At 66.9% G+C, this 26,667-nt stretch carries 22 protein-coding genes; 9 read left to right on the top strand and 13 right to left on the bottom strand.

Annotation, left to right across the window (positions count from 1 at the left end; genetic code table 11):
* Both BCY78_RS15010 and BCY78_RS15005 read right to left on the bottom strand, forming a co-directional pair.
* Positions 1-1,923 (bottom strand): secretin N-terminal domain-containing protein, encoded by a 1,923-nt coding sequence (locus tag BCY78_RS15010; protein ID WP_068303484.1) that lies wholly within the window; start codon positions 1,921-1,923, stop codon positions 1-3.
* Between the two features lie 117 nt (positions 1,924-2,040).
* Positions 2,041-2,841 (bottom strand): hypothetical protein, encoded by an 801-nt coding sequence (locus tag BCY78_RS15005; RefSeq protein WP_068303481.1) that lies wholly within the window; start codon positions 2,839-2,841, stop codon positions 2,041-2,043.
* 81 nt (positions 2,842-2,922) lie between these two features.
* Between BCY78_RS15005 and BCY78_RS15000 the strand changes: the two genes are divergently transcribed.
* The 3 genes from BCY78_RS15000 (at position 2,923) to BCY78_RS14990 (ending at position 4,704) form a co-directional block, all read left to right on the top strand.
* Positions 2,923-3,450, top strand: coding sequence for a hypothetical protein (locus tag BCY78_RS15000; protein WP_068303478.1), 528 nt, complete (start codon positions 2,923-2,925; stop codon positions 3,448-3,450).
* A gap of 152 nt (positions 3,451-3,602) precedes the next feature.
* Entirely contained in the window at positions 3,603-4,181 is a 579-nt protein-coding gene (locus BCY78_RS14995) for a hypothetical protein (protein WP_068303476.1), read from the top strand.
* 10 nt (positions 4,182-4,191) lie between these two features.
* Complete coding sequence (locus tag BCY78_RS14990) at positions 4,192-4,704, top strand: hypothetical protein (protein ID WP_068303474.1); 513 nt, start codon at positions 4,192-4,194, stop codon at positions 4,702-4,704.
* A gap of 82 nt (positions 4,705-4,786) precedes the next feature.
* On the opposite strand, the gene BCY78_RS14985 is transcribed toward BCY78_RS14990, so the two are convergent.
* The 7 genes from BCY78_RS14985 to BCY78_RS14955 all read right to left on the bottom strand — a co-directional run bounded on the left by BCY78_RS14985 (position 4,787) and on the right by BCY78_RS14955 (position 11,998).
* Complete coding sequence (locus BCY78_RS14985; RefSeq protein ID WP_068303472.1) at positions 4,787-5,011, bottom strand: formate dehydrogenase subunit delta; 225 nt, start codon at positions 5,009-5,011, stop codon at positions 4,787-4,789.
* Positions 5,001-5,807: a formate dehydrogenase accessory sulfurtransferase FdhD gene (gene fdhD, locus BCY78_RS14980; RefSeq protein WP_068303469.1), complete on the bottom strand. Its 807-nt coding sequence runs from the start codon at positions 5,805-5,807 to the stop codon at positions 5,001-5,003. Before fdhD ends, BCY78_RS14985 begins: the two co-directional genes overlap by 11 nt.
* A gap of 4 nt (positions 5,808-5,811) precedes the next feature.
* Positions 5,812-8,697 (bottom strand): formate dehydrogenase subunit alpha, encoded by a 2,886-nt coding sequence (fdhF, locus tag BCY78_RS14975; protein WP_068303464.1) that lies wholly within the window; start codon positions 8,695-8,697, stop codon positions 5,812-5,814.
* A gap of 109 nt (positions 8,698-8,806) precedes the next feature.
* Positions 8,807-9,019 carry a DUF4287 domain-containing protein gene (locus BCY78_RS14970; RefSeq protein WP_068303462.1) on the bottom strand — a complete coding sequence of 71 codons (213 nt, stop codon included), beginning with the start codon at positions 9,017-9,019 and terminating at the stop codon, positions 8,807-8,809.
* A complete protein-coding gene (locus BCY78_RS14965; protein ID WP_068303459.1) occupies positions 9,016-10,542 on the bottom strand; it encodes an NADH-quinone oxidoreductase subunit NuoF in 1,527 nt (508 codons plus the stop codon). Before BCY78_RS14965 ends, BCY78_RS14970 begins: the two co-directional genes overlap by 4 nt.
* Positions 10,542-11,021, bottom strand: coding sequence for a formate dehydrogenase subunit gamma (locus BCY78_RS14960; RefSeq protein WP_068303456.1), 480 nt, complete (start codon positions 11,019-11,021; stop codon positions 10,542-10,544). The genes BCY78_RS14965 and BCY78_RS14960 overlap by 1 nt, the downstream gene beginning before the upstream one ends.
* A gap of 98 nt (positions 11,022-11,119) precedes the next feature.
* Positions 11,120-11,998: a LysR family transcriptional regulator gene (locus BCY78_RS14955; protein ID WP_068303454.1), complete on the bottom strand. Its 879-nt coding sequence runs from the start codon at positions 11,996-11,998 to the stop codon at positions 11,120-11,122.
* Positions 11,999-12,116: 118 nt separating this feature from the next.
* On the opposite strand from BCY78_RS14955, the gene BCY78_RS14950 reads away from it, so the two are divergent.
* Positions 12,117-13,259 (top strand): aminotransferase, encoded by a 1,143-nt coding sequence (locus BCY78_RS14950; RefSeq protein ID WP_068303453.1) that lies wholly within the window; start codon positions 12,117-12,119, stop codon positions 13,257-13,259.
* Positions 13,260-13,316: 57 nt separating this feature from the next.
* On the opposite strand, the gene BCY78_RS14945 is transcribed toward BCY78_RS14950, so the two are convergent.
* Positions 13,317-14,507 (bottom strand): multidrug effflux MFS transporter, encoded by a 1,191-nt coding sequence (locus tag BCY78_RS14945; RefSeq protein WP_068303450.1) that lies wholly within the window; start codon positions 14,505-14,507, stop codon positions 13,317-13,319.
* Between the two features lie 621 nt (positions 14,508-15,128).
* Between BCY78_RS14945 and BCY78_RS14940 the strand changes: the two genes are divergently transcribed.
* The 5 genes from BCY78_RS14940 to BCY78_RS14925 all read left to right on the top strand — a co-directional run bounded on the left by BCY78_RS14940 (position 15,129) and on the right by BCY78_RS14925 (position 24,147).
* Positions 15,129-16,736, top strand: coding sequence for a glucan biosynthesis protein (locus BCY78_RS14940; RefSeq protein WP_068303447.1), 1,608 nt, complete (start codon positions 15,129-15,131; stop codon positions 16,734-16,736).
* A complete protein-coding gene (locus tag BCY78_RS25610) occupies positions 16,733-16,915 on the top strand; it encodes a hypothetical protein (protein WP_158515942.1) in 183 nt (60 codons plus the stop codon). The genes BCY78_RS14940 and BCY78_RS25610 overlap by 4 nt, the downstream gene beginning before the upstream one ends.
* 7 nt (positions 16,916-16,922) lie before the next feature.
* Entirely contained in the window at positions 16,923-18,710 is a 1,788-nt protein-coding gene (gene mdoH / locus BCY78_RS14935; protein ID WP_068303444.1) for a glucans biosynthesis glucosyltransferase MdoH, read from the top strand.
* Complete coding sequence (locus BCY78_RS14930) at positions 18,697-19,944, top strand: OpgC family protein (RefSeq protein ID WP_068303437.1); 1,248 nt, start codon at positions 18,697-18,699, stop codon at positions 19,942-19,944. The genes mdoH and BCY78_RS14930 overlap by 14 nt, the downstream gene beginning before the upstream one ends.
* A gap of 231 nt (positions 19,945-20,175) precedes the next feature.
* On the top strand, positions 20,176-24,147 hold the full coding sequence (locus tag BCY78_RS14925; RefSeq protein WP_068303435.1) for a non-ribosomal peptide synthetase: 3,972 nt from the start codon (positions 20,176-20,178) through the stop codon (positions 24,145-24,147).
* Between the two features lie 36 nt (positions 24,148-24,183).
* Here BCY78_RS14925 and BCY78_RS14920 read toward each other — a convergent pair whose 3' ends face one another.
* From BCY78_RS14920 to BCY78_RS14910, 3 genes are all read right to left on the bottom strand, one after another.
* Positions 24,184-24,906, bottom strand: a complete 723-nt coding sequence (locus tag BCY78_RS14920) for a class II aldolase/adducin family protein (protein ID WP_233499415.1) — start codon at positions 24,904-24,906, stop codon at positions 24,184-24,186.
* Positions 24,907-24,914: 8 nt separating this feature from the next.
* Positions 24,915-26,054 (bottom strand): TauD/TfdA family dioxygenase, encoded by a 1,140-nt coding sequence (locus BCY78_RS14915; protein ID WP_068303429.1) that lies wholly within the window; start codon positions 26,052-26,054, stop codon positions 24,915-24,917.
* Positions 26,055-26,178: 124 nt separating this feature from the next.
* Positions 26,179-26,571 carry a hypothetical protein gene (locus BCY78_RS14910; protein ID WP_068303423.1) on the bottom strand — a complete coding sequence of 131 codons (393 nt, stop codon included), beginning with the start codon at positions 26,569-26,571 and terminating at the stop codon, positions 26,179-26,181.
* Positions 26,572-26,667 lie beyond the last annotated feature (96 nt).

The raw sequence follows: 26,667 nt of genomic DNA, 5'->3' as shown, positions 1-26,667 counted from the left end.
TTACTGGCCCACACCGACGTTCAGGCGCGGGGGCAGCGGCGGGAACAGGCGCTCGCGCACGGCTTGGTCGACATAGGTTTCGTCGAAGGGCTGGTTCAGATCGACGCCGTCGAAGGGGAAGCCGGTGCGCCGGACCTCCGGGTAGACGCCGTTGTTGACGCGCGGCGAGATCTGGCGGCTGAGGCTTTCGCTTTCGCGCGCGATTTCCCGCGTGATGCGGGTGGCGTCGCGTTCGGAATTGACCACGCGGGGGCGCAGCATGACCAGCAGCACGCGCTGGCCTTCCTGCACCGAGCGCCCGCGGAACAGCTGGCCGACCACGGGAATGCTGCTGAGACCCGGCACGCGCTGGTTCTGGGCGGTGTGATTGTCCTCGATCAGACCGCCGAGGATGATGACCTCGCCATTGCCGACCAGCGCATTCGTGGAGAGCCGGCGGCGGGCCGTGACCTCGCCGCCCGCGGCCGAGGTCGTGCCGGTGAGGTTCGACACCTCCTGCGCGATGGCCATGCGGACGGTGCCGTCATCGGTGATCTGCGGCGTGACGGTCAGGGTCAGGCCCACGTCCTGACGCTCGATGGTCTGGAACGGGTTGGTGGCCGAGCCGCCCTCGGTCGTGGAATACGAGCCGGTGACGAAGGGCACGTTCTGCGCCACGACGATCTCGGCTTCCTGATTGTTCAGGGTCATCACGGCGGGGGTGGACAGAAGCCGGGTCGAGCGTTCCCGCGCGATGGCGGTGATCAGCGCGGCGAAGTTGCCATCGGCATAGCCCATGAACCCACCGTTGCCGGGGCTGGCAGTGTTGCCGGCCATCGCCGCCGAGATCAGCGTGATCAGCGAGGACCGACCGTCCAGCGCGAAGGAGGTGCCGCCGCCGATTGCCTGATTCAGCAAGCCGCCGAATTGCACCGACAGGTCCGAGAAATTCTCGGAGGAGACCTCGAAGATCACGGCCTCGATCAGCACCTGCGAGGGACGCAGATCCAGCGCGCGGACGGCTTGGGTGATGGCCTCAATCCGGTCGCGCGGCGCGGTGATCAGCAGAGCGTTCGACTGCGGTTCGGCGACCACGGTGATCGGCGTCTCGCCCTCGCCGGTGACGCCCAGTGACTGGCGCACGACCTCGGCCAGCTCGGTCGCCTGGGCATAGTTCAGGCGGATCACGCGCGAGGTCGGGCGGACCTGCGGTTGGTCCAGCTGCAGCGCCAGCGCGCGCACGCGGTCGCGGAATTCCTGGGGGCCGGCGATGACGATGGCATTGGCGCCCGCGTCCCCGGCGATGCTGCCGGCGCTGCCGTCCGAGGGGACGGCCGATTGCAGCACGGTCGCCAGCTCGCCCGCATTGGCGTGCAGCAGTTGCACCGTCTCGACCGAGCGGCCGCTGACCTGCGACAGCCGGGCGACCAGCGCCTCGATCCGTTCCACATTCTCGCGCCGGTCCGAGAGGATCAGCAACCCGGCCGAGGGGACAGGAGTCAGGATGGCTTCCGGCGCGATCAAGGGTTCGACGACATCGAAGACCTCGCTCAGATCGCTGGCGGCGACGGGGATGGCGCGGGTGACATAGGCCCCGCCGCGCTGGGCCGGGCCACGACCGCTGGCCAGCCCCGCGGCCGAGCTCATGGCGACGATTCGGTCGATGCCGTTGCCCTCGACGATGGTCAGGCCGTTCGTCTCCAGCACGTTGAGGAAGATCTCGTACATCGCATCGGGCGAGACGGGGACCGGCGCATAGACGGTGACAGAGCCCTGCACATCCGGGTCGACGATGAAGTTGCGCCCGGTCTGTTCGCCGACCAGCTCGATATAGCTGCCAAGATCGACGTCGCGCAGGTCCAGCCGGATCTGCGCGTTGGCGGCCCCCGGCAGCGCAAAGGCGGTCAGGCAGAGGAAAACGAGGATACTGAAATACCGGGTCATGAAGCGATTGTTTCTGTTTCAGGGCCCACGTCAACGGGGGCAAAAGCTGGGTCGGCAAACATCGGCGCTCTCATCGGCTGAGGCCGAAGCCATAGGCAGGTCGGTCGGTCCCGCTCATCACCCGCGCGCCGTCCTGCGGGGCTCGGACCGGGTCGTCCTCGGGGAAGGTGCCGTCGGATTCGTAGCGGTTGGCCTCGGGCCCGCGCGGGGGGCGCCGAAGCTGGGCATCACCGTTTCGGCCGGGTCATCCGCGAAATCGTCCTCGTCGTCCATGTTCTCGTCATAGGCGTCGAGATCCTCATCCTCCATGACATCGCGGGAAGATGCGCCCATGTCGCCGGCGTCCTCCGGGCGGCGGTCGTCGTCGAATTCGATCAGGAACAGCTCGTCGGTGACGCGGCTGGCAACCTCCAACCCGTCCGAGAGGATGGCCAGAACCTCGAACTCGCCCGAGATCATGTCCCCGACCCGCACGATTTCGATGCCGTCATAGCCTTCGACGATGGCGAAGGCCTCGGCCGGGTCGTCGGCCAGTGCCAGCCCGCGCAGCACCAGCAGGCTGTCGTCCAGCGTGTCGAGGGCGAGGTCCTCCTCGTCTTCCTCGACCGGGGGCGGGGGGGCGATCGGCGCGGCGCTCAGACGCTCGCCGAACAGCGGGGCCCAGACGGCGTGCGGCGTGTCCGCCTCCACCCCGGCCTCGGTCGCCTGCGCGAGGCTGGCGTCGAGCGGCGGCAGGGGGGCGACAGAGGGCGGCGGCGCCAGCAGGGCCAACAGCGCCAGCCCGAGGCCCGTGCCCGCCACGATCGACGCCGGGAACAGCGCCAGCAGCGACGCACCAGCCGTTCCGCGCCGCGCACCGGAGGCGGCGGTCTGTCGGGGCGAGCCGGGGCTCACGCTGGCGGGCGTGGCAAGGGACATGCGCGATGGGGCCTCTGGGTGTTTTTCTGGACATTATCGGCCTCTCGGCCTAGGATGAAAAGAAAAAACAAGGTGAGAGCAGTGATCCAATTCTTCGCCTTCCGGGGGCCCAAGGCGGCCCTCATGTTGCTGTGCGCGCTGGGAGCCTGCGAGGCTGCCGGCACGTTGGCCGGTGGTGGCTCGCAATCCGACTACCTCGTGGCGCGGCAGGCGCTGGAGACGGGCAGCTACGATGTCGCGATCCGTCGCTATGCGCGCATCATGGACAGCGTCGATGCCAGCACCAGCACCCGCTTGCAGCTGGAATACGCCCATGCGCTTTTGCGCGGGAACCGCTTCGACGAGGCGGTCGACGCCGCGGACATTCTGGTCCAGCGCCAGCAGGGCTCGATCCATGCCTCGGCTCTGGCCGTACGGGGGACGGCCCGGCACGAGGCCGCCCGCGCCCGACTGGCCGCCGGTCAGCGCGATGCGGTGACCCGCTCGTTGTTGCTGGCTGCGCAGGCGGATCTGGCTGCCTATGCCGCCTCGGGCGCCGCGCATGACGAGACGGGCTCGATGCAGGCCCGCGCGCAGATGATTCTGACGGATTTGGCCGCGGCGGGCTGATTGCCTGCGTGAGTGGAAACAATTCCCCTCCTTCACGGCGGGAGGGGTCGTTTCCGGACACCAAACGTCAAGGATTCATTGAGGACTCGCCCCAAAGCCGCCCCGTTTTCCCAACAAGTTAACCAATAGTTTAATTGGTAAGGGGACGTGGCATGGGGCATGTGCTGTCAGAAATCCGGGGATCCGACGCGACGGGAGTCGCCTCCATCGCCCGCCGCGGGGGCCGCTTCGGTCCGCGCACCGAGAGACGCCGGGTTGCAGCGGGGCTGGCCCCTGCGCTGGCGGTCGCCGGTCTGATGGCCAGCGGCACCGCGGCTTTCGCCGGGACCGAACTGCTGGGCGGTGGCTTCCTGATCGCCAAATACAACACCTGCGATCAATACGGCTGGACCGGGACGCATCAGCTGCTGGCGCGGATGGCGCCGCAGGGCGCGCCCGGCAATCCGGACGACGAAACCCAGCTGTCGCTGATGTTCAACACCGGCACCATCGCCATGCGCTACGACAATGTCGAAGCCTATCGGCGCACGCAGACGCTGGATCAGGCGACCTACATCTGGAACGGGCCCTGGACCGTCGATGAGCCGACAATGAACTTCTACTACGACCTCTACGGCGACATCCCGCATGGCACCGAGGTCGCGCTCGACGATCTGGTCCTGCATTTCAACAATTTCAACGAGCTCGAGGGGTGCCAGGTCGCGGTCTATCTCTCGCTGCGTCAGCCATAAGGGGCGCGCGATGATCTTCTTCTTCCTACGGATGATGCTGTTCCGCTTCACCCCGCTGACCATCCTGCTGGTGCTGATCCTGACCGCTCCGGCCCGCGCCGAGTTCATGGGCGGCGGCTATCTGGCTGATGCGACCGGCTGCCGTTCCTACGGCTGGCCCCTGCAGACCGAGATGGTCCGCGCGCGCCTGAATGCCGCGCAGATCGACGGCGGGCAGAGCGAGCTGGTGCTGAACTTCGCGGCCGGGGGCGCGAATACCTACCGGTTCCGCAGCGATGTCGTGGTCGGCCGTCGCTGGCACCGGGTGAATGGCTCGGTAATCTGGGGGCGGCTCTACAATCTGGGCAACCGCACGCGGATCCAGATCCTCGATACGGATAACGTGCCCTTCGTGGGTGGCACCCCGGACGAACATACGCGCCGCTTCCGTCTTCGGGCCCGTATCCGTAATTTCAACGGGTTGAACGGCTGTGATGTGACGGCGGTTCTGATGCTGGAAAACTGGAACCGAACGGCGGACTGAACCGTGTGGTCACAATGGAAAACACCCGGCCGGGGGAAACTCGGCCGGGTGTTTGTTGTTGTGTGGCCCAAACGGGCAGCGATCAGGCGGCCTCTGCGGGGCGGCGGATCTGATTGGCGGCTTCCAGCACCAACGGGTGGAAGCCCTCGCCCCCGGCGTCGATCAGTTCGAAGAACTGGCGGCGCATCCGGGGCTCCCAGAAGTCGTTGATATGGGCGGCAAGGCCCGTCACGCCCTCGGCATGCGGCTTCGACGCCATGAAGGCGGCGATCTGGTTGGCCATGCGGGTGATCTTGTCAGCGGACATGCGAAAGCTCCGTCACGATGCGGTCGGTATGGGTGAAGGCCTCGAACCTCTCGGGGCGGGCCTGCGCGATCAGGGTGATGCCGAGCTGTTCGGCAAGGTCCACGGCGTCGACCGTGGGCGAGGAAACGGCGATGATCATCGGCGCGCCAAGCGCCGCGACCTTCTGCACGAGGTCGATGGACACGCGCGAGGTCAGCACCACGCAGCCTTTGGTCGCGTCCTGACCCGAGCGGATCAGCGCCCCGGCGAGTTTGTCGAGCGCGTTGTGGCGCCCCACATCCTCGCGCGCGGCGATCATGCTTCTGCCGTCCCAGAAGGCTGCGCAATGGGCCGAGCGGGTGACGTCATGCAGCGCCTGCTGGCCGGGCAGGGCGGCAATCGCGGCCATCACCTGCGGCGGGGTCAGGCGGAAGCTGCCATGTGCGACCGCCTGCATCGGGCGCATTGCCTGCTCAAGGCTGTCGATGCCGCACAGACCGCAGCCCACGGGCCCGGCCATCACGCGGCGTCGTTCCCTCAGCCGCGCCTCGGCGGCGTCCGAAACCCACAGCTGTACGTCGAGGCCCTTTTCGGTCTCGACGACCTCAAGGCTTTCGATTTCCTCGCTGCGCGCCAGCCCTTCGGTCAGCGCGAAGCCATAGGCGAAATCGGCCAGATGGTCGGGCGTCGCCATCATCACCGCCTGCGTGGTGCCGTTGAAGGTCAGCGCGACGGCGACCTCCTCGGGCAGCACGCGCTCGCCCGGCACGATAGACGTGCCGAACGAGAGACGGGGACGGGGGCGCGCGCCCTGCATCGGCTTACTCGGCAGCCGGCAGGATGCGGCGCGACTGCTCGGCCTGGGCCGAATAGTCTTCCTGCCATTGCGACGGGCCGTTCGACGGGCTCACCTGCACCGCGGTCACCTTGTATTCCGGGCAGTTCGTGGCCCAGTCCGAGAAGTCGGTGGTGACGACGTTGGCCTGCGTGTCCGGGTGGTGGAAGGTCGTGTAGACCACCCCCGGCGAGACCTTGTCGGTGATCGTCGCGCGCAGGGTCGTTTCGCCCGAGCGCGAGGCCAGCCGGATGTAATCCCCTTCCCGGATGCCGCGGTTCTCGGCGTCGTGGGGGTGGATCTCCAGCACGTCCTGATCGTGCCAGACGACGTTATGGGTGCGCCGGGTCTGGGCGCCCACGTTGTACTGGCTGAGGATCCGGCCGGTGGTCAGCAGGAGCGGGAAGCGCGGGCCGGTCTTCTCATCCGTGGCCACGTATTCGGTACGGATGAACTTGCCCTTGCCGCGCACGAAACCACCGATGTGCATCGTCGGCGTGCCTTCCGGCGCCTTCTCGTTGCACGGCCACTGGATCGAGTTCTTCTCTTCCAGAATGTCGTAGTTCACGCCGGCGAAGGACGGGGTCAGCATCGCGATCTCGTCCATGATCTGGCTCGGATGCGCGTAGTTCCAGTTGCCGCCCATGGCATTGGCGAACATCTGGGTCACTTCCCAGTCGGCATAGCCGTTCTTCGGTGCCATCACCTTGCGCACGCGGTTGATGCGGCGCTCGGCGTTGGTGAAGGTCCCGTCCTTTTCGAGGAACGAGGAGCCCGGGAAGAACACATGCGCGTAGTTCGCGGTCTCGTTGAGGAACAGGTCGTGGACGATGACGCATTCCATCGCGGCCAGACCGGCGGCGACGTGCTTGGTGTCCGGGTCCGATTGCAGGATGTCCTCACCCTGGCAATAGAGGCCCTTGAACGTGCCTTCGACGGCAGCGTCGAGCATGTTTGGGATCCGCAGACCCGGCTCGTTGTCGATGGCCACGCCCCAGGCGCCTTCGAACAGGTCGCGCACCTCGTCGTTCTTGACGTGGCGATAGCCCGGCAGCTCATGCGGGAACGAGCCCATGTCGCACGAACCCTGCACGTTGTTCTGGCCGCGCAGCGGGTTCACGCCGACGCCCGGACGACCGATGTTGCCGGTCAGCATGGCGAGGTTGGCGATGCCTATGACAGTGGTCGAACCCTGGCTGTGCTCGGTCACGCCCAGTCCGTAATAGATCGCGCCGTTGCCGCCGGTCGCATAGAGGCGCGCGGCCTCACGCACGGTCGACGCCGGAACGCCGGTCATCTCTTCGATGGCCTCGGGCGAGTGGCGCGGATCCGAGACGAACTCGGCATAATCCTGGAACTCGTCCCAGTCGCAACGCTCGCGGATGAAGGCCTCGTCCATCAGGCCCTCGGTCACGATGACATGGGCGATGGCGGTGACGATGGCGACGTTGGTGCCCGGACGCAGCGGCAGGTGATGGGCGGCCTTGAAGTGGGGGCCTTCCACCATCTCGGTGCGGCGCGGATCGACGACGATCAGCTTCGCGCCCTGACGCAGACGCTTCTTCATGCGGCTGGCGAAGACCGGGTGCGCGGCATGCGGGTTGGCGCCGATGATCATGATGACATCGGATTGCTCGACCGAGTCGAAATCCTGCGTGCCGGCCGAGGTGCCGAAGGTCTGGCCGAGGCCATAGCCGGTCGGCGAGTGGCAGACGCGGGCGCAGGTGTCGGTGTTGTTGTTGCGGAACACCGCGCGGGTCAGCTTCTGGACGAGGAAGGTTTCCTCGTTGGTGCAGCGCGACGAGGTGATCACGCCGACCGACTGGCGGCCGTGCTTCTCGATGAGGCCCTTCATCCGGTTCGCGGCGAAGCTCATGGCCTCTTCCCACGACACTTCCTGCCACGGGTCAGTGACCTTGTCGCGGATCATCGGGTTGAGGATGCGCTCCTTGTGGGTCGCATAGCCATAGGCGAAGCGGCCCTTGACGCAGCTATGGCCGCGGTTGGCCTTGCCGTCCTTGTGCGGGACCATGCGCACCAACTCGTCGCCGCGCATCTCGGCCTTGAACGAGCAACCGACGCCGCAATAGGCGCAGGTGGTGATGATCGAACGCTCGGGCGTGCCGATCTCGACGACCGACTTCTCCACCAGCGTCGCGGTCGGGCAGGCCTGCACGCAGGCGCCGCAGCTCACGCAATCCGAGGACAGGAAGGTGTCGTTCTTGCCGCCAGCCGAGACACGGCTGTCCCAGCCACGGCCCGCGATGGTCAGCGCGAAGGTGCCCTGCACTTCCTCGCAGGCGCGGACGCAGCGCGAGCAGACGATGCATTTGGACGGGTCATAGTCGAAATAGGGGTTCGACGTGTCCTTGGGCAGGTATTGCGGGTTCAGACCGCCCATCGCGTTGCGGGTCTTGAAATGGGTCTCGACGGCCTCGTAGCGCACGTCGCGCAGGCCCACGGCACCGGCCATGTCCTGCAGTTCGCAATCGCCATTGGCGGCGCAGGTCAGGCAGTCCAGCGGGTGGTCGGAGATATAGAGCTCCATCACGCCCTTGCGCAGGCCCTTCAGGGTCTCGGTCTGGGTGTGGACGCTCAGCCCCTCGGCCACCGGGGTGGTGCAGGAGGCCGGCGTGCCGTTGCGGCCGTCGATCTGCACGAGGCAGAGACGGCACGAGCCGAAGGCGTCGACGCTGTCGGTCGCGCAGAGCTTCGGGATCGAGATCCCGGCCATGGCGGCGGCGCGCATGATCGAGGTGCCCTCGGGCACGGTGACCTCGAAGCCGTCAATGGTCAGCGTGACCTGCTTTTCGGACTTGGACGCGGGGGTGCCGTAGTCACGATCGTCCCAAGGAATGATGAAGTCTTTCATTTCGTCTTCTCCCCTTTGGGATTGGCTTTGGGCTGGTGGCAACGGTCGAGAAGTTCGGAACGCAATAGCGTCAAAAGGTCGAGCGGGCGGTTGGCGGACGAGGGTTGCATCACTTGGCCCCCTCGGCCTTGGCATGGGCCACGATGGCGTTGGCGTGGCCGTGACCGAGGCCATGCTCGGTCTTCAGCGCATTCACCACGGCCATATGCGGCTGATCCTTCAACCCGTCGCGGGCGATGGCGAGCCAGTGGTCGACCGGCTTGCCATAGGTCTTTTCGATCGACGGGAAATAGGACGCGGGTCCCTTTACCTTGTCGGTCATTCGGCAGCCGCCTTCGCGGTGGCGAAATCGTCGGGGAAGTGGGTCAGCGCCGACATCACCGGATAGGGCGTGAAGCCACCCAGCGCGCAGAGCGAGCCGGCCTTCATCGTGTTGCACAGGTCCGCGACCAGCGGCAGGGCCGAGGGGTCGCCGGCCGCCACGCGGTCCAGCGTCTCGACACCGCGCACAGCGCCGATGCGGCAAGGCGTGCATTTGCCACAGCTCTCGACGGCGCAGAACTCCATCGCGAAACGGGCCATCTTCAGCATGTCGGTGCGATCATCGGCGATGGTCAGACCGGCGTGGCCGATGAGGCCGTCCTTGGCTGCGAAGTCTTCATAGGTGAAGGGCGTGTCGAACAGCGATTGCGGGAACCAGGCGCCCAGCGGACCGCCGACCTGCACGGCCTTGACCGGACGGCCCGAGGCGGTGCCACCGGCGATATCGTTGACGATCTCGCCGAGCGAAAGGCCGAACGCCGTCTCGAACAGGCCGCCGTATTTCACGTTGCCGGCGATCTGCAGCGCCATGGTGCCATGCGAACGGCCCATGCCGTAGTTCTTGTAGAAGGCCGCACCGCGATCCATGATCACCGGCACCGAGGCCAGCGAGATCACGTTGTTGACGACCGTCGGCTTGCCCATGAAGCCCTGCAGCGCCGGAAGCGGCGGCTTGGCGCGCACGACGCCGCGCTTGCCTTCCAGCGAGTTCAAGAGCGAGGTCTCTTCGCCGCAGACATAGGCGCCGGCGCCGACCCGCACTTCCATGTCGAAGCTGTACTCGGAGCCCAGAACGCGCGGGCCCAGCACACCGGCCTTGCGGGCCAGTTCGATCGCCTTCTGGAAGATGGCGATGGCGACCGGGTATTCCGAACGGGTGTAGATATAGCCCTTGGTGGCCCCGACGGCGATGCCGGCGATGGCCATGCCCTCGATCAGGGTGAAGGGATCGCCTTCCATCAGCATACGGTCGGCGAAAGTGGCGCTATCGCCCTCGTCGGCGTTGCAGACGATGTATTTCTGCGGACCGGCGGCATCATGCACCGTCTTCCACTTGATGCCGGTCGGGAAGCCCGCACCACCCCGGCCGCGCAGGCCCGAGTCCGTGACTTCCTGCACGATCTGCAAGGGCGTCATCGAGAGCGCGCGCTTCAGGCCCTTCAGGCCGTGGTGCAGTTCGTATTCATGCAGCGACAGCGGGTCGATGACACCGCAGCGGGCGAAGGTCAGGCGCGTCTGGCGCACCATCCACGGCAGTTCTTCGGTGAGGCCCAGCGCCTTGGGGTGGCTTTCCAGATCGTCGAACAGCGCCGGAACATCCTCGACGCCCATCGGGCCGAAGGCCATGCGGCCGTCGTCGGTGACGACCTCGACCAGCGGTTCCAGCCAGACCATCCCGCGCGAGCCGTTGCGGGCCACGGTCACGTCCAGACCGCGCTTGGCGGCTTCAGCGGTGATGGCGTCCGCGACGTCGTCGGCACCCAGCGCCACGGCGGCACTGTCGAGGGGAACCCAGATCTTCATCAGCGTGCTCCCTCAAGGATCTTGTCGAGTTTCGCCGCATCGGCGCGGCCCACCAGCTTGCCATTGACCATCGCGGCCGGGCCACAGGCGCAAAGGCCGAGGCAGAACACCGGCTCCAGCGTCACGGCGCCGTCGGCCGTGGTGTCGTGCCAGTCGATGCCCAGCTTGTCCTTGGCGTGATCGGCCAGCGCATCCGCGCCCACCGACTGGCAGGCCTCGGCGCGGCAGAGCTTCAGCACGGTGCGACCGGCGGGGTTTTCACGGAAATCATGGTAGAAGGTCATCACGCCATGCGCCTCGGCGCGGGTGATGTTCTGGTCCTCCGCGATGATCGGCAGCGCGTCTTGCGGAACGTGACCGAAGGCTTCCTGCACGGCATGCAGGATCGGCAGCAGAGGGCCTTCCATGCCCCGATGGGCATTCAGGATCTCGCGCAGGGTTTCGCGCTCTCCGTCCCCGAAGATCGGTGTGGCTGACATGTGGCTCCTCCGGTCAATTGCCCCGTGGGTACGCGCGTGGCGATTGCCAATCAAATTGTAATTTTCGTGGTTTGATAGAATGTATCTATCAAAATGGCTCAGGGGAGACTTGCCACGAAGGCTTCCAGCAGCAACGTGCGGCGACCGACGGGCGGCAGCAGGAAAGCGACATCCGTTTCGCCGTTGGGCTCTCCGGTGAGGGGAAGGCAGGCCAGCGGCCGTCCCTGCGCGTAGAAGGCGGCGGTGGAGGTGGGCAGGATCGTGGCGCTATGGGCCTCGGTCAGATGGCTGACCAGCGAGAAGATGGAATTCGATTCGATGCGCGGCGTAACAGGGACCCCCGCATGCGCCAGATGGCGGTCGATGATCCGGCGGTTCTGCATGTCCGGCGTGAGCAGCCCCAGCTCGAACGCGCCCACATCCTTCCACGGCATCGTGGCCGGCAGGTCGGGATCGGCGCGGGTGACCAAGGCGTAACTCTCGCGGTACAGCGGCAGCGAGGTGAAGCCCGGCAGCCGGTCCTGCGGCAGGTCGACATGGGCATAGGACAGGCCGGCGTCGATTTCGAAATCCGCCAGCCGGTCGAGGATCTCGTGGCTGTTGAGCGACAGGATGCGCAGGCGGACGCCGGGATGCGCCGTCAGGAAGCTGTGTGTCAGATCATGAACCGAGGCCAGCGCGGTCGGGATCACGCCCAGCCGCAGCGTGCCGGACAGACCCTCGCGCGCGACGGCGACGTCGGACTTCAACGCGCGGGCCTCGGCCACGATGGAGCGGGCGCGGGCCAGCACCCGCTCGCCTTCGGGCGTGAGGCCGATGAAGCGCGCGCCGCGTTGCACCAACTGCACGCCCAACTGCTCTTCCAGCGACTTGATCGCCGAGGACAGCGTGGGCTGCGTGACATGGCAGGTTTCCGCCGCCCGACCGAAATGGCGCTCACGGGCGAGGGCGATGAGCATTTCCAACTTGTCAATCATTCGGTGATCATGGTGCAAAGAAGCATTGGCGAAAAGTATCGGTGTATGTGGCGGCGGGGTTTCCCGGTCCCGGTGCCGCCCTAGGTGTAATCGTTCGGGGCACAGACAGGAGGAGCCTATGCGCATCGAACCGTTCGGTGTCGAGATCTGGATGAACGAGTATGAGACGCGCTGCGAGTGGAACCTCGCCGAGACCTGCGTCGAAAGCCTGACCATCGCCGAGCTGCTGGAGCTGGCCGGCACGAATACCGACCTGTCCGATCTTCTGCCGCTGAAGATGACCTACGGGGCCATCGAAGGGTCCGAGCGCCTGCGCCGCGCCATCGCCAATCTCTATGACTGGCAAGAGCCTGAGCGGATCATGGTGACCCATGGCACGATCGGGGCCAACATGCTGGTACACAAGGCGCTGGTCGGTCCCGGCGACCGGGTCGTGGCCGTGGTGCCGACCTATCAGCAGCATTACTCGATCCCCGAAAGCCTTGGCGCCGATGTGCATCTGCTGCATCTGCAGGAAAAGGACGGCTGGCTGCCCGATCTTGAGCGCCTGCGCGAGATGGTGGTGCCGGGGACGAAGCTGATCGCCCTGACCAATCCCAACAACCCCTCGGGCGCGTTGATCCCCAAGCACATGCTGGAGGACATCGCCCAGATCGCGCGCGAGGCCGGCGCCTGGCTGCTGTGCGACGAAGTCTATCGCGGCACCGATCAGCAGGGCGACGGCCGCACGGCGGCGATGGCGGATCTCTATGAGAAGGGCATCTCGACCGCCGGCATGTCCAAGGCTTTCTCGCTGGCTGGGCTGCGCTTGGGCTGGATCGCCGCGCCGCGCCGGGTGATCGATGCGGTGTCGATCCATCGCGACTACGACACGATCAGTGTCGGCATGCTGGACGACCATTTCGCCTCCCTCGCGCTGGAGAATGCGGAGCGGGTTCTCGCCCGTTCGCAGGAGATCACGCGCGGCAACCTACAGATCCTGTCCGACTGGATCGATCAGGAGCCGCTGCTCAGCTGGGTGAAGCCGCAGTCCGGCACCACGGCCTTCGTGCGGTTCGACGCGCCGATGACCTCGCGCGAGTTCTGCGTGGACCTGCTGGAATCGACCGGGGTTATGTTCACGCCCGGCTCGGCGCTGGGGGTCGAGGGCTATCTGCGCATCGGCTACGCCAATAACCCGGAGATCCTGCGCGAGGGGCTGAAACGCGTCAGCGCCTTCCTGTCGCGCCTGCCGGCGCCGGGGGCGACCTACGCCGCCTGAACCAAAGCGGCCCCGGAGGATGCTCCGGGGCCGTTTTCTTTTTGTCAGAGAGCGTGGTCACGCCATCGCGCGACGACCACCCAAGGCGGCGGTCGCAGCCGCCAGGGCGAGCACGCCACAGACCGCGATCACGCCCAGCATCGAGGCGGCCGAGTTGTCCAGAAACAGTCCGGTGAGCGCGATCATCACGCCGCCGGTCAGCATCTGCACCGTGCCGCCCAGCGAGGCCGCGAGGCCGGCGATATCCGGATGCGGGTCCATCGCCATGGCCATGGTCGTCGGCAGCACTAGCCCGAGGAAGGCGTTGGCCACGAACAGGCCGGCCACGGTCAGCGGCAGGCTGACGATGCCGACCCATCCCAGCAGGGCCAGCAGCACGGTGGTCGCCGCAAAGGCGCTGATTGCCACGGTGATCACGCGCTGCATGCCGAAGCGGGCAGACAGACGGCCGGCCAGCTGCGAGGCGCCGAAAAAGCCGACGGCATTCATCGCGAAGGCGATCGAGAAGCCGGTCGGCGAGAGGCCGAACTCGCGCGTGTAGACGAAGCTGCCGGTAGCGAGGAACACGAAGAACGACGCCATGCCGAAGCCGCCGATCATCGTCAGGCCCATGAAGGTCCGGTCCGACAACAGGCGCTTGGCCCCGGCCCAAAGCGCGGCGACGCGCACGGGACGGCGGGCCTGCACCGGCAGGGTCTCGGGCAGCACGAAGGTGATCAGCGCAAGGCTGACCAGCGAGGCTACGGCGAGCACCGCGAAGATCTCGCGCCAGCCGCCGAAGGTCATCACCATGGAGCCGGTCAGCGGTGCCAGCATCGGCGAAACCGAGATCACGATCATGATCGAGGCCATCATCCGCGCGGCCTCAGGGCCCGAGGCCATGTCACGGATCACCGCGCGCGGCACGGCCATCAGCGTCGCGGCACCGAGGGCCTGCAGGGCGCGGGCGGCGATCAGGGTGATGATGTCCGGCGCCAGAGAGGCAAGCACCGAGGCGCCGAGGAAGATCGACACGCCGATCACCAGCGGCCGCTTGCGACCCCAGGCGTCGGCCATCGGGCCGTAGATCATCTGCGCGATGCCGAAGACGATGAAATAGGCGGTCAGGGTCAGCGCGGCCCCGGCCTCGTCGGTGCCGAGGTCGGCGGCGACCTGCGGCAGCGCAGGCAAATACATGTCGATGGCAAAGGGCCCGACGGCGGAAAGGAGGCCCAGAATGAGGGCCATGCGGAACAGCGGATCGCGCATGGAAAGACCTGCAGATCAAGAGTTGGAAAAACACCCCCGGCCCCAAGAGGGCAGAGCGCGTCGCAGGGATTTCGTTCGCGGGTGAAGGAAGTCAACCCGTCGGGGTGATTTTTCTCTCCGGTCGGGTCTGAAACGCTCCTGCCGAGGGGCGCACAACAGTCACTGATTGGCTCGGATTTCTGCGCTGCGGCGGGTTTGCGCCGGGGCGCGGACGGGGTCGCAGGGCTTCGCCGAATATTGCGCCGCATCGCAGGTCGGCGGGAAATCGCCTGATTCCACAAGTCCTTGCTGCTGGGTGACAATTCACCTCTGCCCGCCGATTGGGCAAGCTGTCATAAAGATGTCGCATCGGGCGGAAGTCCGCCACCCCATTGGGAGTGATTCGACCCTGAGGCAGCAATTCGCTGCGCGAGATTCTGCCATGCAGCGATTGCAGATCTTTCCTTCTGCCGCGCGGGGTCCAACTTCTATATGACTGTTTGCCGATTCTCTCCGGGAGCTTCTCCTTTGTCGCCTGACACCTGTTCCGCGTCCGCTATCTCTCCCCTCTCGACTGCCACGTCTTCCGCTGATCTTTCCGTCGCTTCCCGCCCGTCGCGCGCGCCCCTGTCGCGCCGCCGGATGCTGGGTCTGCTGGCCGGAAGCGCGGCAACGGCGGCATTGATCGCCCCCGCGCGCCTGTCCGCGCAGGAGGCGGCCGAGACCTCGGCTCCCGACGCAACGGAGGCCCCGGTTGAGGCCCCCGTCGAAGCCCCGGCCGACACCGCCGAGGCCTTCTCGTTCGACGCCCTGACCGAGCGCATGCGCGAGGCCAGCCGCAATGATCCGCCGGCGCCGCGCCAGATCGACGGCTTCCTCGCCGATCTGTCCTATGATGGCTATCAGCGCATCCAGTTCCGCACCGATCATTCGCGCTGGGCCGAGGATGACCTGAATTTCCGCCTGCAGGCCTTCCACCTCGGCTGGCTGTTCGAAGAACCGGTGCAGGTCTTCGAACTGGTCGACGGCATGGCCCGCCCGATGACCTTCTCGACCGCCGATTTCGAATACCGGGGCGATCTGGCCGATCAGGTTCCGGCCGATGCGCAGATGCCGGGCGTCGCAGGCTTCCGCCTGCTGACCGCGCTGAACCGCGCCGATCACCGCGACGAGCTGATCTCGTTCCTCGGCGCCAGCTATTTCCGCGCCTTGGGCCGGGGCAATGTCTATGGCCTTTCGGCCCGCGGTCTGGCCGTGAACACGGCGCTGTCGGGCGGCGAGGAATTCCCCCGCTTCACCGATTTCTGGCTGGAGCGCCCGCAGCCCGGTCAGGACAGCGTCACGCTCTATGCCGCGCTGGAAAGCGCCTCGGTCACCGGGGCTTACCGCTTCATCGTCCAGCCCGGCGAGACCACGCAGGTCGAGGTTCTGGCCCGTCTGTTCCTGCGCCGTGACGTGCAGCAGCTGGGCGTGGCGCCGCTGACCTCGATGTTCCTGTTCGGGGGCGCCGATCCGGACGAGACGCATGATTTCCGCGCCGCCGTACATGACAGCGAATACCTCGTGCTGAACGGGCAGGGGGGCGAGACGACGGTGCGCGCGCTCAACAACCCGCCGCGGCTGGGGACGTCCTATCTGGGCATGGCCTCGCCGCGCAGCTTTGGGTTGGTGCAGCGCAGCCGCGATTTCGAGGCCTATCTCGATGCCGAAGCGCATTACGAGCGCCGCCCCTCGCTGATGGTCGAACCGATCGGCGATTGGGGCCGGGGCTCGGTCCGGCTGATCGAGATTCCGTCCGCATTCGAGGGCAATGACAACATCGTCGCCTATTGGGTGCCCGAGGCGCCGACGCGCGCCGGCGACGCCTACGAGGTGGCCTACCGCCTGCATTGGGGCGCCGCGCCCGAGGGGGCGGCCAGCGTCGACCGCGCCCGCGTCGTGCGCACCCGTGCCGGCATCGCCGGGGTGGCCGGGGCCGAGCCCGATCCCGACCTGCGCAAGTTCGTCGTGGATTTCGAAGGCGGCCTTCTGTCGGAACTTTCGCCCGAGTCCGAGGTTCAACCCGAGGTCAGCGTGACGCGGGGCGAGCTGGAACAGGCGATCCTCAGCAAGATCAGCGGGACCGAGACATGGCGGCTGGTGCTCGAAGTTCGGGCCACGCCGGGCAGTATCGTGGAATTGCGGGCCTCGCTGAACGGCTTCGGCCGCGAGCTGTCGGAAACCTGGCTTTATCAATGGGTACGGCAATGAGTATGGATATGACCCCGATCGACACGGCCTCGGCCGAGATCATCGAGACCGCACATTGGGCGCCGCCGGTGGCCCCGCTGGACATGCCCGCGCAGGTGCTGGAGCGCCGCGCAGCGCCCATCGCCGCGCGCGGTCTGTCGCGTCTGTGGCTGTCCCTTGCCCCGCGCCTGCGGGCCTGATCTGCCCATGCGCGCGCCCCTGTCGCCCGACCGCCGTACCGTTCTGATCCGCACAATCGCCTTGGTGATGTCGTTCCTGACAGCCTTGGTGGCGACCGTGCTGCTGGCCGAAGCCGCCATTCAGGACGGCATCGATGTCTGGGACTTCGTGCGCACCGGGTTGATCCTGATCACCACCGCCTGGCTGGCCTGGGGGGCATCGCTGGCCTTCACGGGCCTCGCCCCCTCGCGCCGTCGCGACACGGTGGACGAGATCCGGGCGCCGCAGCCTTCCAGTGTCGTGCTGGTGCCGATCTGCAACGAAGACCCGGTCAGCACCTTCGCGCGGATCGCCGCGATGGATGCCTCGATCCGCGAGGCCGGGGTGATTGCCGACATTGCCATCCTCTCCGACACCCGCGACGAGGCCGCCGCCCTGCGTGAGCGCCATGCCTATGTCCGGCTGCTGGAGCGTACGGGCGGCACCGGCCGCATCTTCTACCGCCGGCGCGAGGACAACCGCGGCCGCAAGGCCGGGAATATCGAGGATTTCATCCGCCGTTCGGGTGGGGCCTATGAATTCGCGGTGATCCTCGATGCGGACAGCCTGATGGAAGGCGCGACGATCCGCACGATGATCGCCCGCATGCAGGCCGATCCGCAACTGGGCCTGTTGCAGACCCTGCCGCGCATCATCGGTGCCCGCTCGCTGTTTGGTCGCGCCATGCAATTCGCCGCTGCGTTCCACGGCCCGGTCTTCACCCGTGGCCTTGCGCGGATGCAGGGGCATACCGGCCCGTTCTGGGGCCACAATGCCATCGTCCGCCTGCGCGCCTTCGCCGAAAGTTGCGCGCTGCCGGAACTCAGCGGGAAGCCCCCGTTCGGCGGCCATATCCTGAGCCACGATTACGTCGAGGCCGCGCTGCTGGCCCGCGCCGGCTGGTCGGTGAAGGTCGACGGCACGATCGGCGGCAGCTTTGAGGAAGGCCCCGAGAACTTGCTCTCCTATGCCCGTCGCGACCGTCGCTGGTGCCAGGGCAACCTGCAGCATATCCGCCTGCTGGCCGCACCCGGCCTCTCGGGCTGGAGCCGTTTCGTCTTCCTGCAGGGGATCTTTGCCTATCTGGTCTCGCTGTTGTGGGCGGGCTTCATGATCGCCTCGATCATCGCCACCATCACCGCGCCGCTGCCCGATTACTTCCCCGAGGCGCATAACCTGTTCCCCGTCTTCCCCTCGGACCGCTCGAAGGAGATCACTGCGCTGGTGGTCGGCATCGCGGGCCTGTTGGTGCTGCCCAAGGTAGCGATCTGGCTGGGGGCCAGCCTCTCGGGCCGGGCGCGCGGGTTTGGCGGCATGCTGCGGGCCGGAGCTTCGGTTCTGGCCGAGGTAGCGCTGACCTCCGTCATCGCGCCGGTGATGCTGATGTACCAAAGCCGTGCCGTGCTACAGGTCCTCTCGGGGCGCGACGGAGGCTGGCCGGCCAACCAGCGCGGCGAGGGTCGTCTGTCGCTGCTGGAAGGGGCGCAAGCCGGGCTGTGGATCAGCGCCGTGGGTGCTGTGGCACTGCTGCTGGTCGCCCGTGTCGCGCCGGACCTGACGCTGTGGCTGCTGCCCGTTTGCGTGCCGATGCTGGCGGCGCCGGTGCTGATCATGTTGACCTCGCGCCGGTTGGCCCGGAGCCTGTTCACCACCCCGGACGAGGGCGCCCCGGCTCCGGTGGTCCAACGCTATGAGGCGATCTTGGCCGAATGGTCGCAGCCGGTTGCCCAGACGACGGGCAACAGCGTGAGCGGGGCCGCCGATGTCGCCCTCTGACAGCAAGCTTTTGCGCTTTCCCGACAAGGGGTTGCCGGGCGCCAAACGTCCGCGCGATCCGCGGATCGATGCCTTCCGCGGCATCGCCCTAGTGATGATCTTCATCGACCATGTGCCGGGCAACCCCTATGAGCGCTTCACCCTGCGCAACTGGGGTTTCTCGGACGCGGCCGAGGCCTTCTTCATCATGTCCGGCATCGCCGCAGGGCTGGCCTATTCCGGCCGTTTCAGCCGCGAGGCGCGTCAGCGCAACGGGCTTTGGGCAGCGGTGAAGCCGATGTGGCTGCGGGCCTGGACCCTGTATCAGGTACAGATCCTGCTGACCGCCTGGGCGGTGGCGATCTTCGCGGCCGGGGCGATCTTCTACAACCTCCCCGAGCTGATGACCCAGATCAACCTGCGGCAGGTGTTCAACAACACCGCCGCCGCGCTGATCGGCATTCCCACGCTGGGGCATCAGCTGGGCTATGTGAATATCCTGCCGGCCTATGCCGTGCTGCTGCTGGCGGGCCCGGTGGCCATGCTGCTGGGCATGCGCTGGCCGTGGGCGCTGGCGGGAGCCGCCGTGGCGCTGTGGTTCGCAGCCGGGCTGTGGCGGCTGAACCTGCCCGCCTACCCGAACCCGGGCGGGTGGTTCTTCAACCCGTTCTCATGGCAGCTGATCTTCTCCATCGGCCTGTTGACCGGCATGGCCGCGCGGCAGGGCAAGCGCTTCGTGCCGTACTCGCCCTGGCTGTTCGGCGCGGCGCTGGGATATCTGCTGCTGGTCCTGGCGTGGATCTATGTGCCGGGCTTCGGAGAATTCCTGAACCATCAGATGGCCCGTCTGGGAAGCCTCGGCGCGCCGTTCCATATCGTCTCGCACGACAAGACCTTCGTTGCCTTGCCGCGCCTGCTGCATGTGCTGGCCATGGCCTATGTGCTGGCCTCGCTGCCCATCGTCACCCGCCTGTCGGGCATGACCTGGGCCGAGCCGCTGCGGTTGATGGGGCGTCAGGGCCTTCTGGTCTTCGCAGGCGGGACCGTGCTGTCGCTGCTGTTTCAGGTGGTGATGCAGGCCTGGGGCGAGCCTGCGTGGATGGGCTGGGTGCTGCCGCCGATGGGTATCGCGCTGTCGGTGGCCCTTGCGTGGGTTGCGGAATGGCAGAAGCGGCCGTTCCAGCCGCGCGCGCCGCAGGATGTCGGCCAAGGCGCTGAGGGTTGGAGCGCGGGCCATCGCCATCCGGCGGAATAATCGGGGTGCGGGGGCGGTGTCGCGTTAACGAACGCCTGTCGCCGCATTTTCGCCAGACACGTCGGGCATTGATACGGCAACTCGCCTGATGTGGGCCCGATGCCGAGAGCGACTGTGCGCGATTGTCTTGATACCGCCGAAGGGACCGGCGACACTTGGAAGCCGGTGTCTGCTGGCGCCAAGGAAGGGGGTGTTGTGCCTCTCCGATATGCCAGCCAGCCAGCGAGCGTGATGACAGAGCCCCTTCGGATCCTGCCGCTGACGCCCAGCCAGCAAGGCCTGCTGTACGAAAGCCTGCTGTCCGCCAAGCCCGCGCTGAACCTGCTGCAAGTCGTCATCCGCTTCGAAGGTGAAGCGCTGGACGAGGGTGCGATGGCGCAGGCTTGGGCCGATCTGGCCGCACGCCACGACGTGCTGCGCATGACGCTGGACCCCTTGGCCCATGACGGCCCGCGCCAAGCGCTGTGGGCTGAGGTCTCGCCCGATCTGCGGGTAGAGGAGTGCGGTGACCATCTGGACCTGTCGCTGGACGATTGGCTGGAGGCTGACCGCCGCACCGGGCTGCCGCTGGATACGGCGCCTGCTTGGCGGGTGACCCTGCTGCGCCATGGCGCGGATCGCAGCGCGATGATCTGGACCTTCCACCACGCGATGCTGGACGGGAACGGCTACCGGCTGCTGTTGCGCGATCTCTTCACCTGCTACGACGCCCGCCGTGCCGGTCATGCCCCGCCTGCGCGGGCCTCGGACCTTCCCGGTTTCGCCGATCACGCACTGGCCGTCGCCGGGCTGGACCATGGCGAGGCGCTTGCGGTCTTTGATCGGCAGCTTGAGGGTTTTGATACCCCGAATCGCCTGGACCCGGTTTTCCTGAGCATCGCCGAGGCCGATCCGCAGGTCCGCCGTGTTCGCAGTCTCAGGCTCGATCCCGCGCGCGCCGACGCGATCCGCCAGCGGGCTGACCGCGCCGGCGTCACGCTTCCCGCCCTTCTGTCGGGCGCCTGGGCGATGGTGTTGGCCCGGGCCTCGGGCCGCGACGAGGCCGTGTTCGGTATGACGCGCTCGGGCGGCTATCTGGTGCCGGAGGGGCAGGAGATCGCCGGCTGCCGCATCAACACGCTGCCGATGCGCGCCCGGTTGAAGGGGCAGACGCTGGACGGGCTGCTGGCCCAGCTGCGGGCCGACATGCTGGCGACGCGACCGTTTGAGCACACGCCGCCGACCGCCGTCGCGGAACGGGTCGATCTGCCGGCAGGGCAGGCGCTGTTCGATACGATTGTGATGTATGACCGAGGCTCATTGCCCGTGCAGATGGCGGCGCAGGGGCCGGATTGGGCGCAGCGCCACATCGACGAGCACAGCCAGATGGCCACTATGCTCACGCTGGCGGCCTATGATGATCCGGCGCTTCTGTTGCGTCTGGAATACGATCCCAGCCGGGTCTCGGACGCGGGGGCGACACGGCTCTTCGACTACCTTCTGACTTTGCTCGACGCGATGGCGGCTGCCGGGGACGTGCCGCTGGGCGCACTGTCCATGCTGGCCGAGGGTGAGGAGACCCTGCTGCTATCCCGCGCCGAGGGCGAGGGGGCCGGGACGCTGGATCCCACGCCCATCGTCGACCGGTTCGAGGCCGTTGCCCGCGCCGATCCCGACCGCATCGCCATCGAGATCGTCGGGACCCACGCGCCCCTGACCTACGGGGCGCTGAATGCCCGGGCGAACCATCTGGCGCTGTGCCTGCGTGATCAGGGTGTGGGGCCGGGACATGTGGTGGGCCTCGCGCTGCCGCGGGGGGCGGATTTCGTCGCCGCGATGCTGGCGGTGCTGAAGGCGCAGGCCGCGTTCCTGCCGCTCGATCCGGAGTTTCCGACCGCCAGTCTGGACGACATGATCGACCGCGCCGGTGTCGCGGCGCTGTTCACCGAGCGCGCGCAGGCCGCGCGTCTCACCACCGGAACCCTGCCGCTGCTGCTGGTCGATGACCCCGCGCTGGACGGACAAAGCGCCGCCGCGCCGCGCCGCGTGGCGCAGAACCCCGACAGCCCGGCCTATGTGATCTATACCTCCGGCTCGACCGGGAAGCCCAAGGGCGTGGTGCTGCCCAACCGCGCCTTCGCCCATCACGCCAGCGCCATGATCCGCGCCTTCGCACTGACCGCGGCGGACCGGGTGCTGCAATTCGCCAGCCTGAATTTCGACGTCTCCATCGAAGAGATCGTACCGACGCTTCTGTCCGGCGCGCGGCTGGTCCTGCGCGACGACGCGGTGGCACAATCGGTGCCGCATCTGATGGCAGCCCTGAAGGACCACCGGATCAGCGTGGCCAACCTGCCGACCGCCTTCTGGCATGTGCTGGTCGCCGATCTGGCCGATGCGCCGCATCCGCAGCCCCTGCCGGAGGGCCTGCGCCTGATGATCGTCGGCGGCGAGCGTGTCTCGGGCGAGGCCTTGGCGCGGTGGCGGCAGATGTATCCGGGCCTGCGGTGGCTCAATGGCTACGGCCCCACCGAAGCCGCCGTGACCGCCACCCTCTACGACGCGGGCGCGCCGGCCTATGACGGGGGCGAGGTACCGATCGGACATCCGGTCGCCCATGTCCGCGCCGAGGTCCGCAGCCCCGATGGCAGCCTGACGCCGGACGGTGTCGCCGGGGAGCTGTGGCTCAGCGGTCCGGGCCTTGCCTTGGGCTATCTGGGCCTGCCCGAACAGACCGCCGAGGTCTTCGTGACCACGCCCGACGCAGGGGGCGTCCCGGCCTATCGCACCGGCGACAAGGTCGCGTGGCGCGGCGATGGGGCCTTGGCCTATCTCGGGCGGATCGACCGGCAGATCAAACTGCGCGGCTACCGGATCGAGCTGGGGGCCATCGAAGCCGCGCTCGAGGCCGATCCCGCTGTGATGTTGGCCGCCGTGGGGCTCGATCGTCCCGGCAGCGAGACGGCGCGGTTGCTGGCCTGGGTGCGTTTCTCGGGCGAGGGGGATGTCGCGGCGTTGACTGCCCGGTTGGGGGCCCTGTTGCCGGGCTACATGGTGCCGCAGATCGTGCCGGTCGCCGATTTCCCCCGCAAGCCCAGCGGCAAGATCGACATCGCCGCCCTTCCGCGCCCGGAGCGCAGCAGCGACGATGACAGCACGGCCGACAACGGCCCGGTGGATGCGCAGACCGCCAAGGTGCAGGCGATCTTCGCCACGCTTCTGGGTCACAAGCGGGTGGGGGCGGACGACAGCTTCTTCGACCTTGGCGGGCATTCGCTGCTGTCGGTCCGGCTGATGAGCCTGCTGGAGCGTGACTTCGGTCGCCGGCTGCCGTTGGCCACGCTGTTCCAGACCCCGACACCGCGCCAGATCGCGGCCGAACTGACCGGTGGCGGGCCAGAGGGTGCGCCGAATTGCCTCGTGCCGATCCAGCCTGAGGGCCATCTTCCGCCGCTCTATGCGATCCACATCCTTGGCGAGCACGGCAGCTTCTTCCGGCCGCTCGGCGGGATGTTGCAGCCCGATCAGCCGTTGATCGGCCTGACGCTGGACCTTCTGGATTCCGAAGCGCCGACGACCCTGCCCGAGATCGCCGCGATCTACCGCGCCAATATCGAGAGGCATGCGCCGCAAGGACCGGTGCAGCTGATCGCCGTGTCGCAAGGGGCCTATATCGCCTATGAGCTGGCGCAACAGCTGATCGGCGCCGGGCGCGAGGTGGGGATGGTCTTCATGCTGGATGCCGAGGGGCCGGGCGGTCGCCCGCGTCGGGTCCGGCGCAAGACGGCCAAGCACTATATCCGCCGCCTGACGGTGGAGCTGCCCGATGCCGTTGGTCGCCGTGTCAGGCTGGCCCGGGACGAAGCCAGCTTCCGGCTGGAGCGTCTGCGGCTGAGCATGGCCCGGCGCGGTTGGGGGCATTCCATCGGTCGCCCGCGTGGCAATGTCGCGGCGCATCAGGCGGCGATTGATCTGGCGATCTCGGCCTATCAGCCGCAGCCCTATCCCGGCGAAATCACGGTATTCCGCGCCACTGACGAGCATTTCGACACGCCCGAAGGGATCGCCTCGGCGCTGGGCTGGCGGGATGTGGCGCTGGGTCGGGTGCGTCTGGTCGAAACCGGAGGCACGCATCTGAGCATGTTGCATGAGCCGCATGTGCGCGAATTGGCCGCCCATCTGCGCCCGCTGATGGCCCGCGCCACGCGAAAAGGGCGGCGCTGACGCACCGCCCTTTAGTCCAGCCCGTTGACCTTGGTGTCAGTCGTTGCGGCCCAGCACCGGCAGCTGTGACTTGAGGAAGGCGAAATGGCGGTCGGCCATGCCGGCATAGGCCTTCCAGCCCTCAGCCGTGTTCGCCGCCACCGCGTCCGACAGTACTGCCAGTTCCTGCCCGGTCGAGCGCGTCAGGATCACCGTCTGCGCCGCCTTCTCGAAGAAATACAGGTCCTCATAGGCCGCCGCGACCGTTTCGCCGATGATGGTCACGCCATGGTTGCCCATGACCAGCACGTCCTTGTCGCCGAGTGAGTCCGCCAGCCGCTCGCCTTCCTCGACCGCGTCGGCAATGCCGCCGAAATCGAGGTCATAGGCGATCCGGCCATGGAAGCGCGCGGTGTTGTTGTCTAAGGGCACCATCGTCGGGTCCTTGAGACAGGCCAAAGCCGTCGCATAGGGCGAATGGACATGCAGGATCACCCGCGCGCGCGGCAGCTTGCGGTGGATCGTGCCATGGATGCACCAGGCCGAGGCATCCGGCGCGTCCGGGCCGTCCAGCACGCCGGTGTCGTCGGAATGGAGCGTCAGCAGATCCTCGGGCCGGATGGTCGCGAAATGCTGCCATTTCGGGTTGAGCAGGAATTGCTTGCCGTCTTCGGACAGGGCCGCGCTGAAATGGTTGCCGACGCTTTCCGACCAACCCAGCTGGTGGGTGATGCGAAAGGCGGCGGCGAGATCCTCGCGCAGTCGGGTGTGGTCGCTCATCACGTCCTTCATGCCTTGAAGCGCCCCTCGCTGACCAGCGCCCGATAGTTCGAGCGCATTTCGGCCCGGTCGGAATAGGTTCCGCGCAGGAACCGCTCGCCCGAGGTCGCCACATAGCCCGCGCGGCCATGCACGATGCGGTGGTTGTCGAAGACCATGCATTCGCCGGCCTTCATCATGAAGCGCATCATGTATTTCTCTTCCTGCAGCATTTTCCCGAAGCGGCAGAAGGCAGGGTAGTATTCGTCCAGCAGCGCCTGATCGAGGTCCAGCAGGTCCAGCATGTGCTGGCTGATCGTCAGGCCCGAAACTTCGCCATGCTGGTCGAGTTCGATCACCGTCTGGCGCGAGCGCATGTCGTAATGGTCATGCTCGCAGAAGAAGGGCACGGCGATTTCGGACAGCAGGCGGAAGCCCTCGGGGTCGCGCAGGCGGAAGTCGTTGGCCACGGCCACGCCATCGGCATAGAGGCTCTCGCCGCCCTGAACCGAGTTCTTGCGGCAATGCAGGAACTGGATGCCGGGGGCATGTTCCTCGGCCGGGGTGTCGGTGTGCAGCTCCAGCGGGCCGGCGGTATAGGCCGTGTTGGTCGGGTTGATATGGGTGTAGACGTCGAAATAATCGCCGAAGAAGGTCGGACGGACGGCGCCGATCATCTCGACCGTTTCGGTCAGCCCTTCGTTGCTGTCGGGCATGTCGGTGATGATGGCCAGCCCCTCGACGATCAGCGCCTCCATCCATTTCACGCGCAGGGCGGGATCGGCCTTCAGGGCCGGCTGGCTGAAGCGCGGGATGTCCGGGTAATGATCGCTGTACCACGCCTTGCGCGGCAGGTCGGCGGGGTCATGGCGCGGCGTGCCGGTGGTGTATTTCTCCAGCCAGGCCAGCGGCATGCGGGTGACATGGTTCTCGCCATTCCAGCGGATCACCAGCGCGTCGCCCTCGACCTCGGCGGCATCGGCGCGGGGCGCGGCGTCGAGGTGGAAGATGTCGAAGCTGCGCTCACGCGTCTGGGCGCTGAACGAGGTCGGGCAATTGTCCCGCAGCCAGTAATAGTTGAAGTAGTGAACCTGCCCGTCCGACAGGGGCAGGCTCAGGCCCTTTTCGCCGAGGGTAACGGGGGCGACCGGGGTGGTCATGACATTCATGTTTTTTCTCAGCGCGTTGGCGTGGATTTATCAGCGGTTCGAGAGACAGGATGCCATGCCGGAGGGGCCGCCGACAGATCGGAAGTACTTACCTTTGCTTAAGCTGTAGCTTAATCTGAGATGTCTATTTGCTGTTCAGATCCGGGCTTTCCGGCTGCATCTGCAGTTGCGGCGTGCAGGTGAAGCGGATCGAGGCGTCGTTGTTCTGCATCACCAGAAGCGAGCTGTTGCCGGCGCCGAACACCGACAGCAGGAAGCGGGTGTTCCACTCATAGCCCTCGCCCGAGCAGGACGCGTCGTAAAGCGTGGCGGCGGGCATGTCGCGGATCGCCACCGGGTTGGACAGGGTGCAGCTCGATTCCCAGAAGCGCAGGATCGTGTCGTCGATGATCAGCCGCCCATCGGAATGCTGCTGGCCACAGGCCGCGTCGCTGAAATCCCAGCTGCCGTCATAGGGACCGGCGAGGGCGGGCAGGGTGCTGGCCAGAAACAGGCCAAGGGCAAGAACAGGTTTCATAATGGGGCTCCGGAATTGAATGGCGCATGGTGCCGCAGCGTGCGGCCCCGGTCCAGACACGCCCGCGCGAGACGCCCGCTTTCCTTTGCCGCGCGC

Origin of the sequence: Pararhodobacter sp. CCB-MM2 (assembly GCF_001691415.1) — a bacterium.
Lineage (GTDB): Bacteria > Pseudomonadota > Alphaproteobacteria > Rhodobacterales > Rhodobacteraceae > Pararhodobacter.
Note: the sequence above shows the minus strand (reverse complement) of the source record. Positions and strands in the feature narration are given on the sequence as shown.

Excerpts from the sequence above, each read along its gene's own strand:
- BCY78_RS15010 (WP_068303484.1), bottom strand. The coding sequence starts at position 1,923 with ATGACCCGGTATTTCAGTATCCTCGTTTTCCTCTGCCTGACCGCCTTT.
- BCY78_RS15005 (WP_068303481.1), bottom strand. The coding sequence starts at position 2,841 with ATGTCCCTTGCCACGCCCGCCAGCGTGAGCCCCGGCTCGCCCCGACAG.
- BCY78_RS14995 (WP_068303476.1), top strand. The coding sequence starts at position 3,603 with ATGGGGCATGTGCTGTCAGAAATCCGGGGATCCGACGCGACGGGAGTC.
- BCY78_RS14990 (WP_068303474.1), top strand. The coding sequence starts at position 4,192 with ATGATCTTCTTCTTCCTACGGATGATGCTGTTCCGCTTCACCCCGCTG.
- BCY78_RS14985 (WP_068303472.1), bottom strand. The coding sequence starts at position 5,011 with ATGTCCGCTGACAAGATCACCCGCATGGCCAACCAGATCGCCGCCTTC.
- fdhD (WP_068303469.1), bottom strand. The coding sequence starts at position 5,807 with ATGCAGGGCGCGCGCCCCCGTCCCCGTCTCTCGTTCGGCACGTCTATC.
- fdhF (WP_068303464.1), bottom strand. The coding sequence starts at position 8,697 with ATGAAAGACTTCATCATTCCTTGGGACGATCGTGACTACGGCACCCCC.
- BCY78_RS14970 (WP_068303462.1), bottom strand. The coding sequence starts at position 9,019 with ATGACCGACAAGGTAAAGGGACCCGCGTCCTATTTCCCGTCGATCGAA.
- BCY78_RS14965 (WP_068303459.1), bottom strand. The coding sequence starts at position 10,542 with ATGAAGATCTGGGTTCCCCTCGACAGTGCCGCCGTGGCGCTGGGTGCC.
- BCY78_RS14960 (WP_068303456.1), bottom strand. The coding sequence starts at position 11,021 with ATGTCAGCCACACCGATCTTCGGGGACGGAGAGCGCGAAACCCTGCGC.
- BCY78_RS14955 (WP_068303454.1), bottom strand. The coding sequence starts at position 11,998 with ATGATTGACAAGTTGGAAATGCTCATCGCCCTCGCCCGTGAGCGCCAT.
- BCY78_RS14950 (WP_068303453.1), top strand. The coding sequence starts at position 12,117 with ATGCGCATCGAACCGTTCGGTGTCGAGATCTGGATGAACGAGTATGAG.
- BCY78_RS14945 (WP_068303450.1), bottom strand. The coding sequence starts at position 14,507 with ATGCGCGATCCGCTGTTCCGCATGGCCCTCATTCTGGGCCTCCTTTCC.
- BCY78_RS14940 (WP_068303447.1), top strand. The coding sequence starts at position 15,129 with ATGCTGGGTCTGCTGGCCGGAAGCGCGGCAACGGCGGCATTGATCGCC.
- BCY78_RS25610 (WP_158515942.1), top strand. The coding sequence starts at position 16,733 with ATGAGTATGGATATGACCCCGATCGACACGGCCTCGGCCGAGATCATC.
- mdoH (WP_068303444.1), top strand. The coding sequence starts at position 16,923 with ATGCGCGCGCCCCTGTCGCCCGACCGCCGTACCGTTCTGATCCGCACA.
- BCY78_RS14930 (WP_068303437.1), top strand. The coding sequence starts at position 18,697 with ATGTCGCCCTCTGACAGCAAGCTTTTGCGCTTTCCCGACAAGGGGTTG.
- BCY78_RS14925 (WP_068303435.1), top strand. The coding sequence starts at position 20,176 with ATGACAGAGCCCCTTCGGATCCTGCCGCTGACGCCCAGCCAGCAAGGC.
- BCY78_RS14920 (WP_233499415.1), bottom strand. The coding sequence starts at position 24,906 with ATGAGCGACCACACCCGACTGCGCGAGGATCTCGCCGCCGCCTTTCGC.
- BCY78_RS14915 (WP_068303429.1), bottom strand. The coding sequence starts at position 26,054 with ATGAATGTCATGACCACCCCGGTCGCCCCCGTTACCCTCGGCGAAAAG.
- BCY78_RS14910 (WP_068303423.1), bottom strand. The coding sequence starts at position 26,571 with ATGAAACCTGTTCTTGCCCTTGGCCTGTTTCTGGCCAGCACCCTGCCC.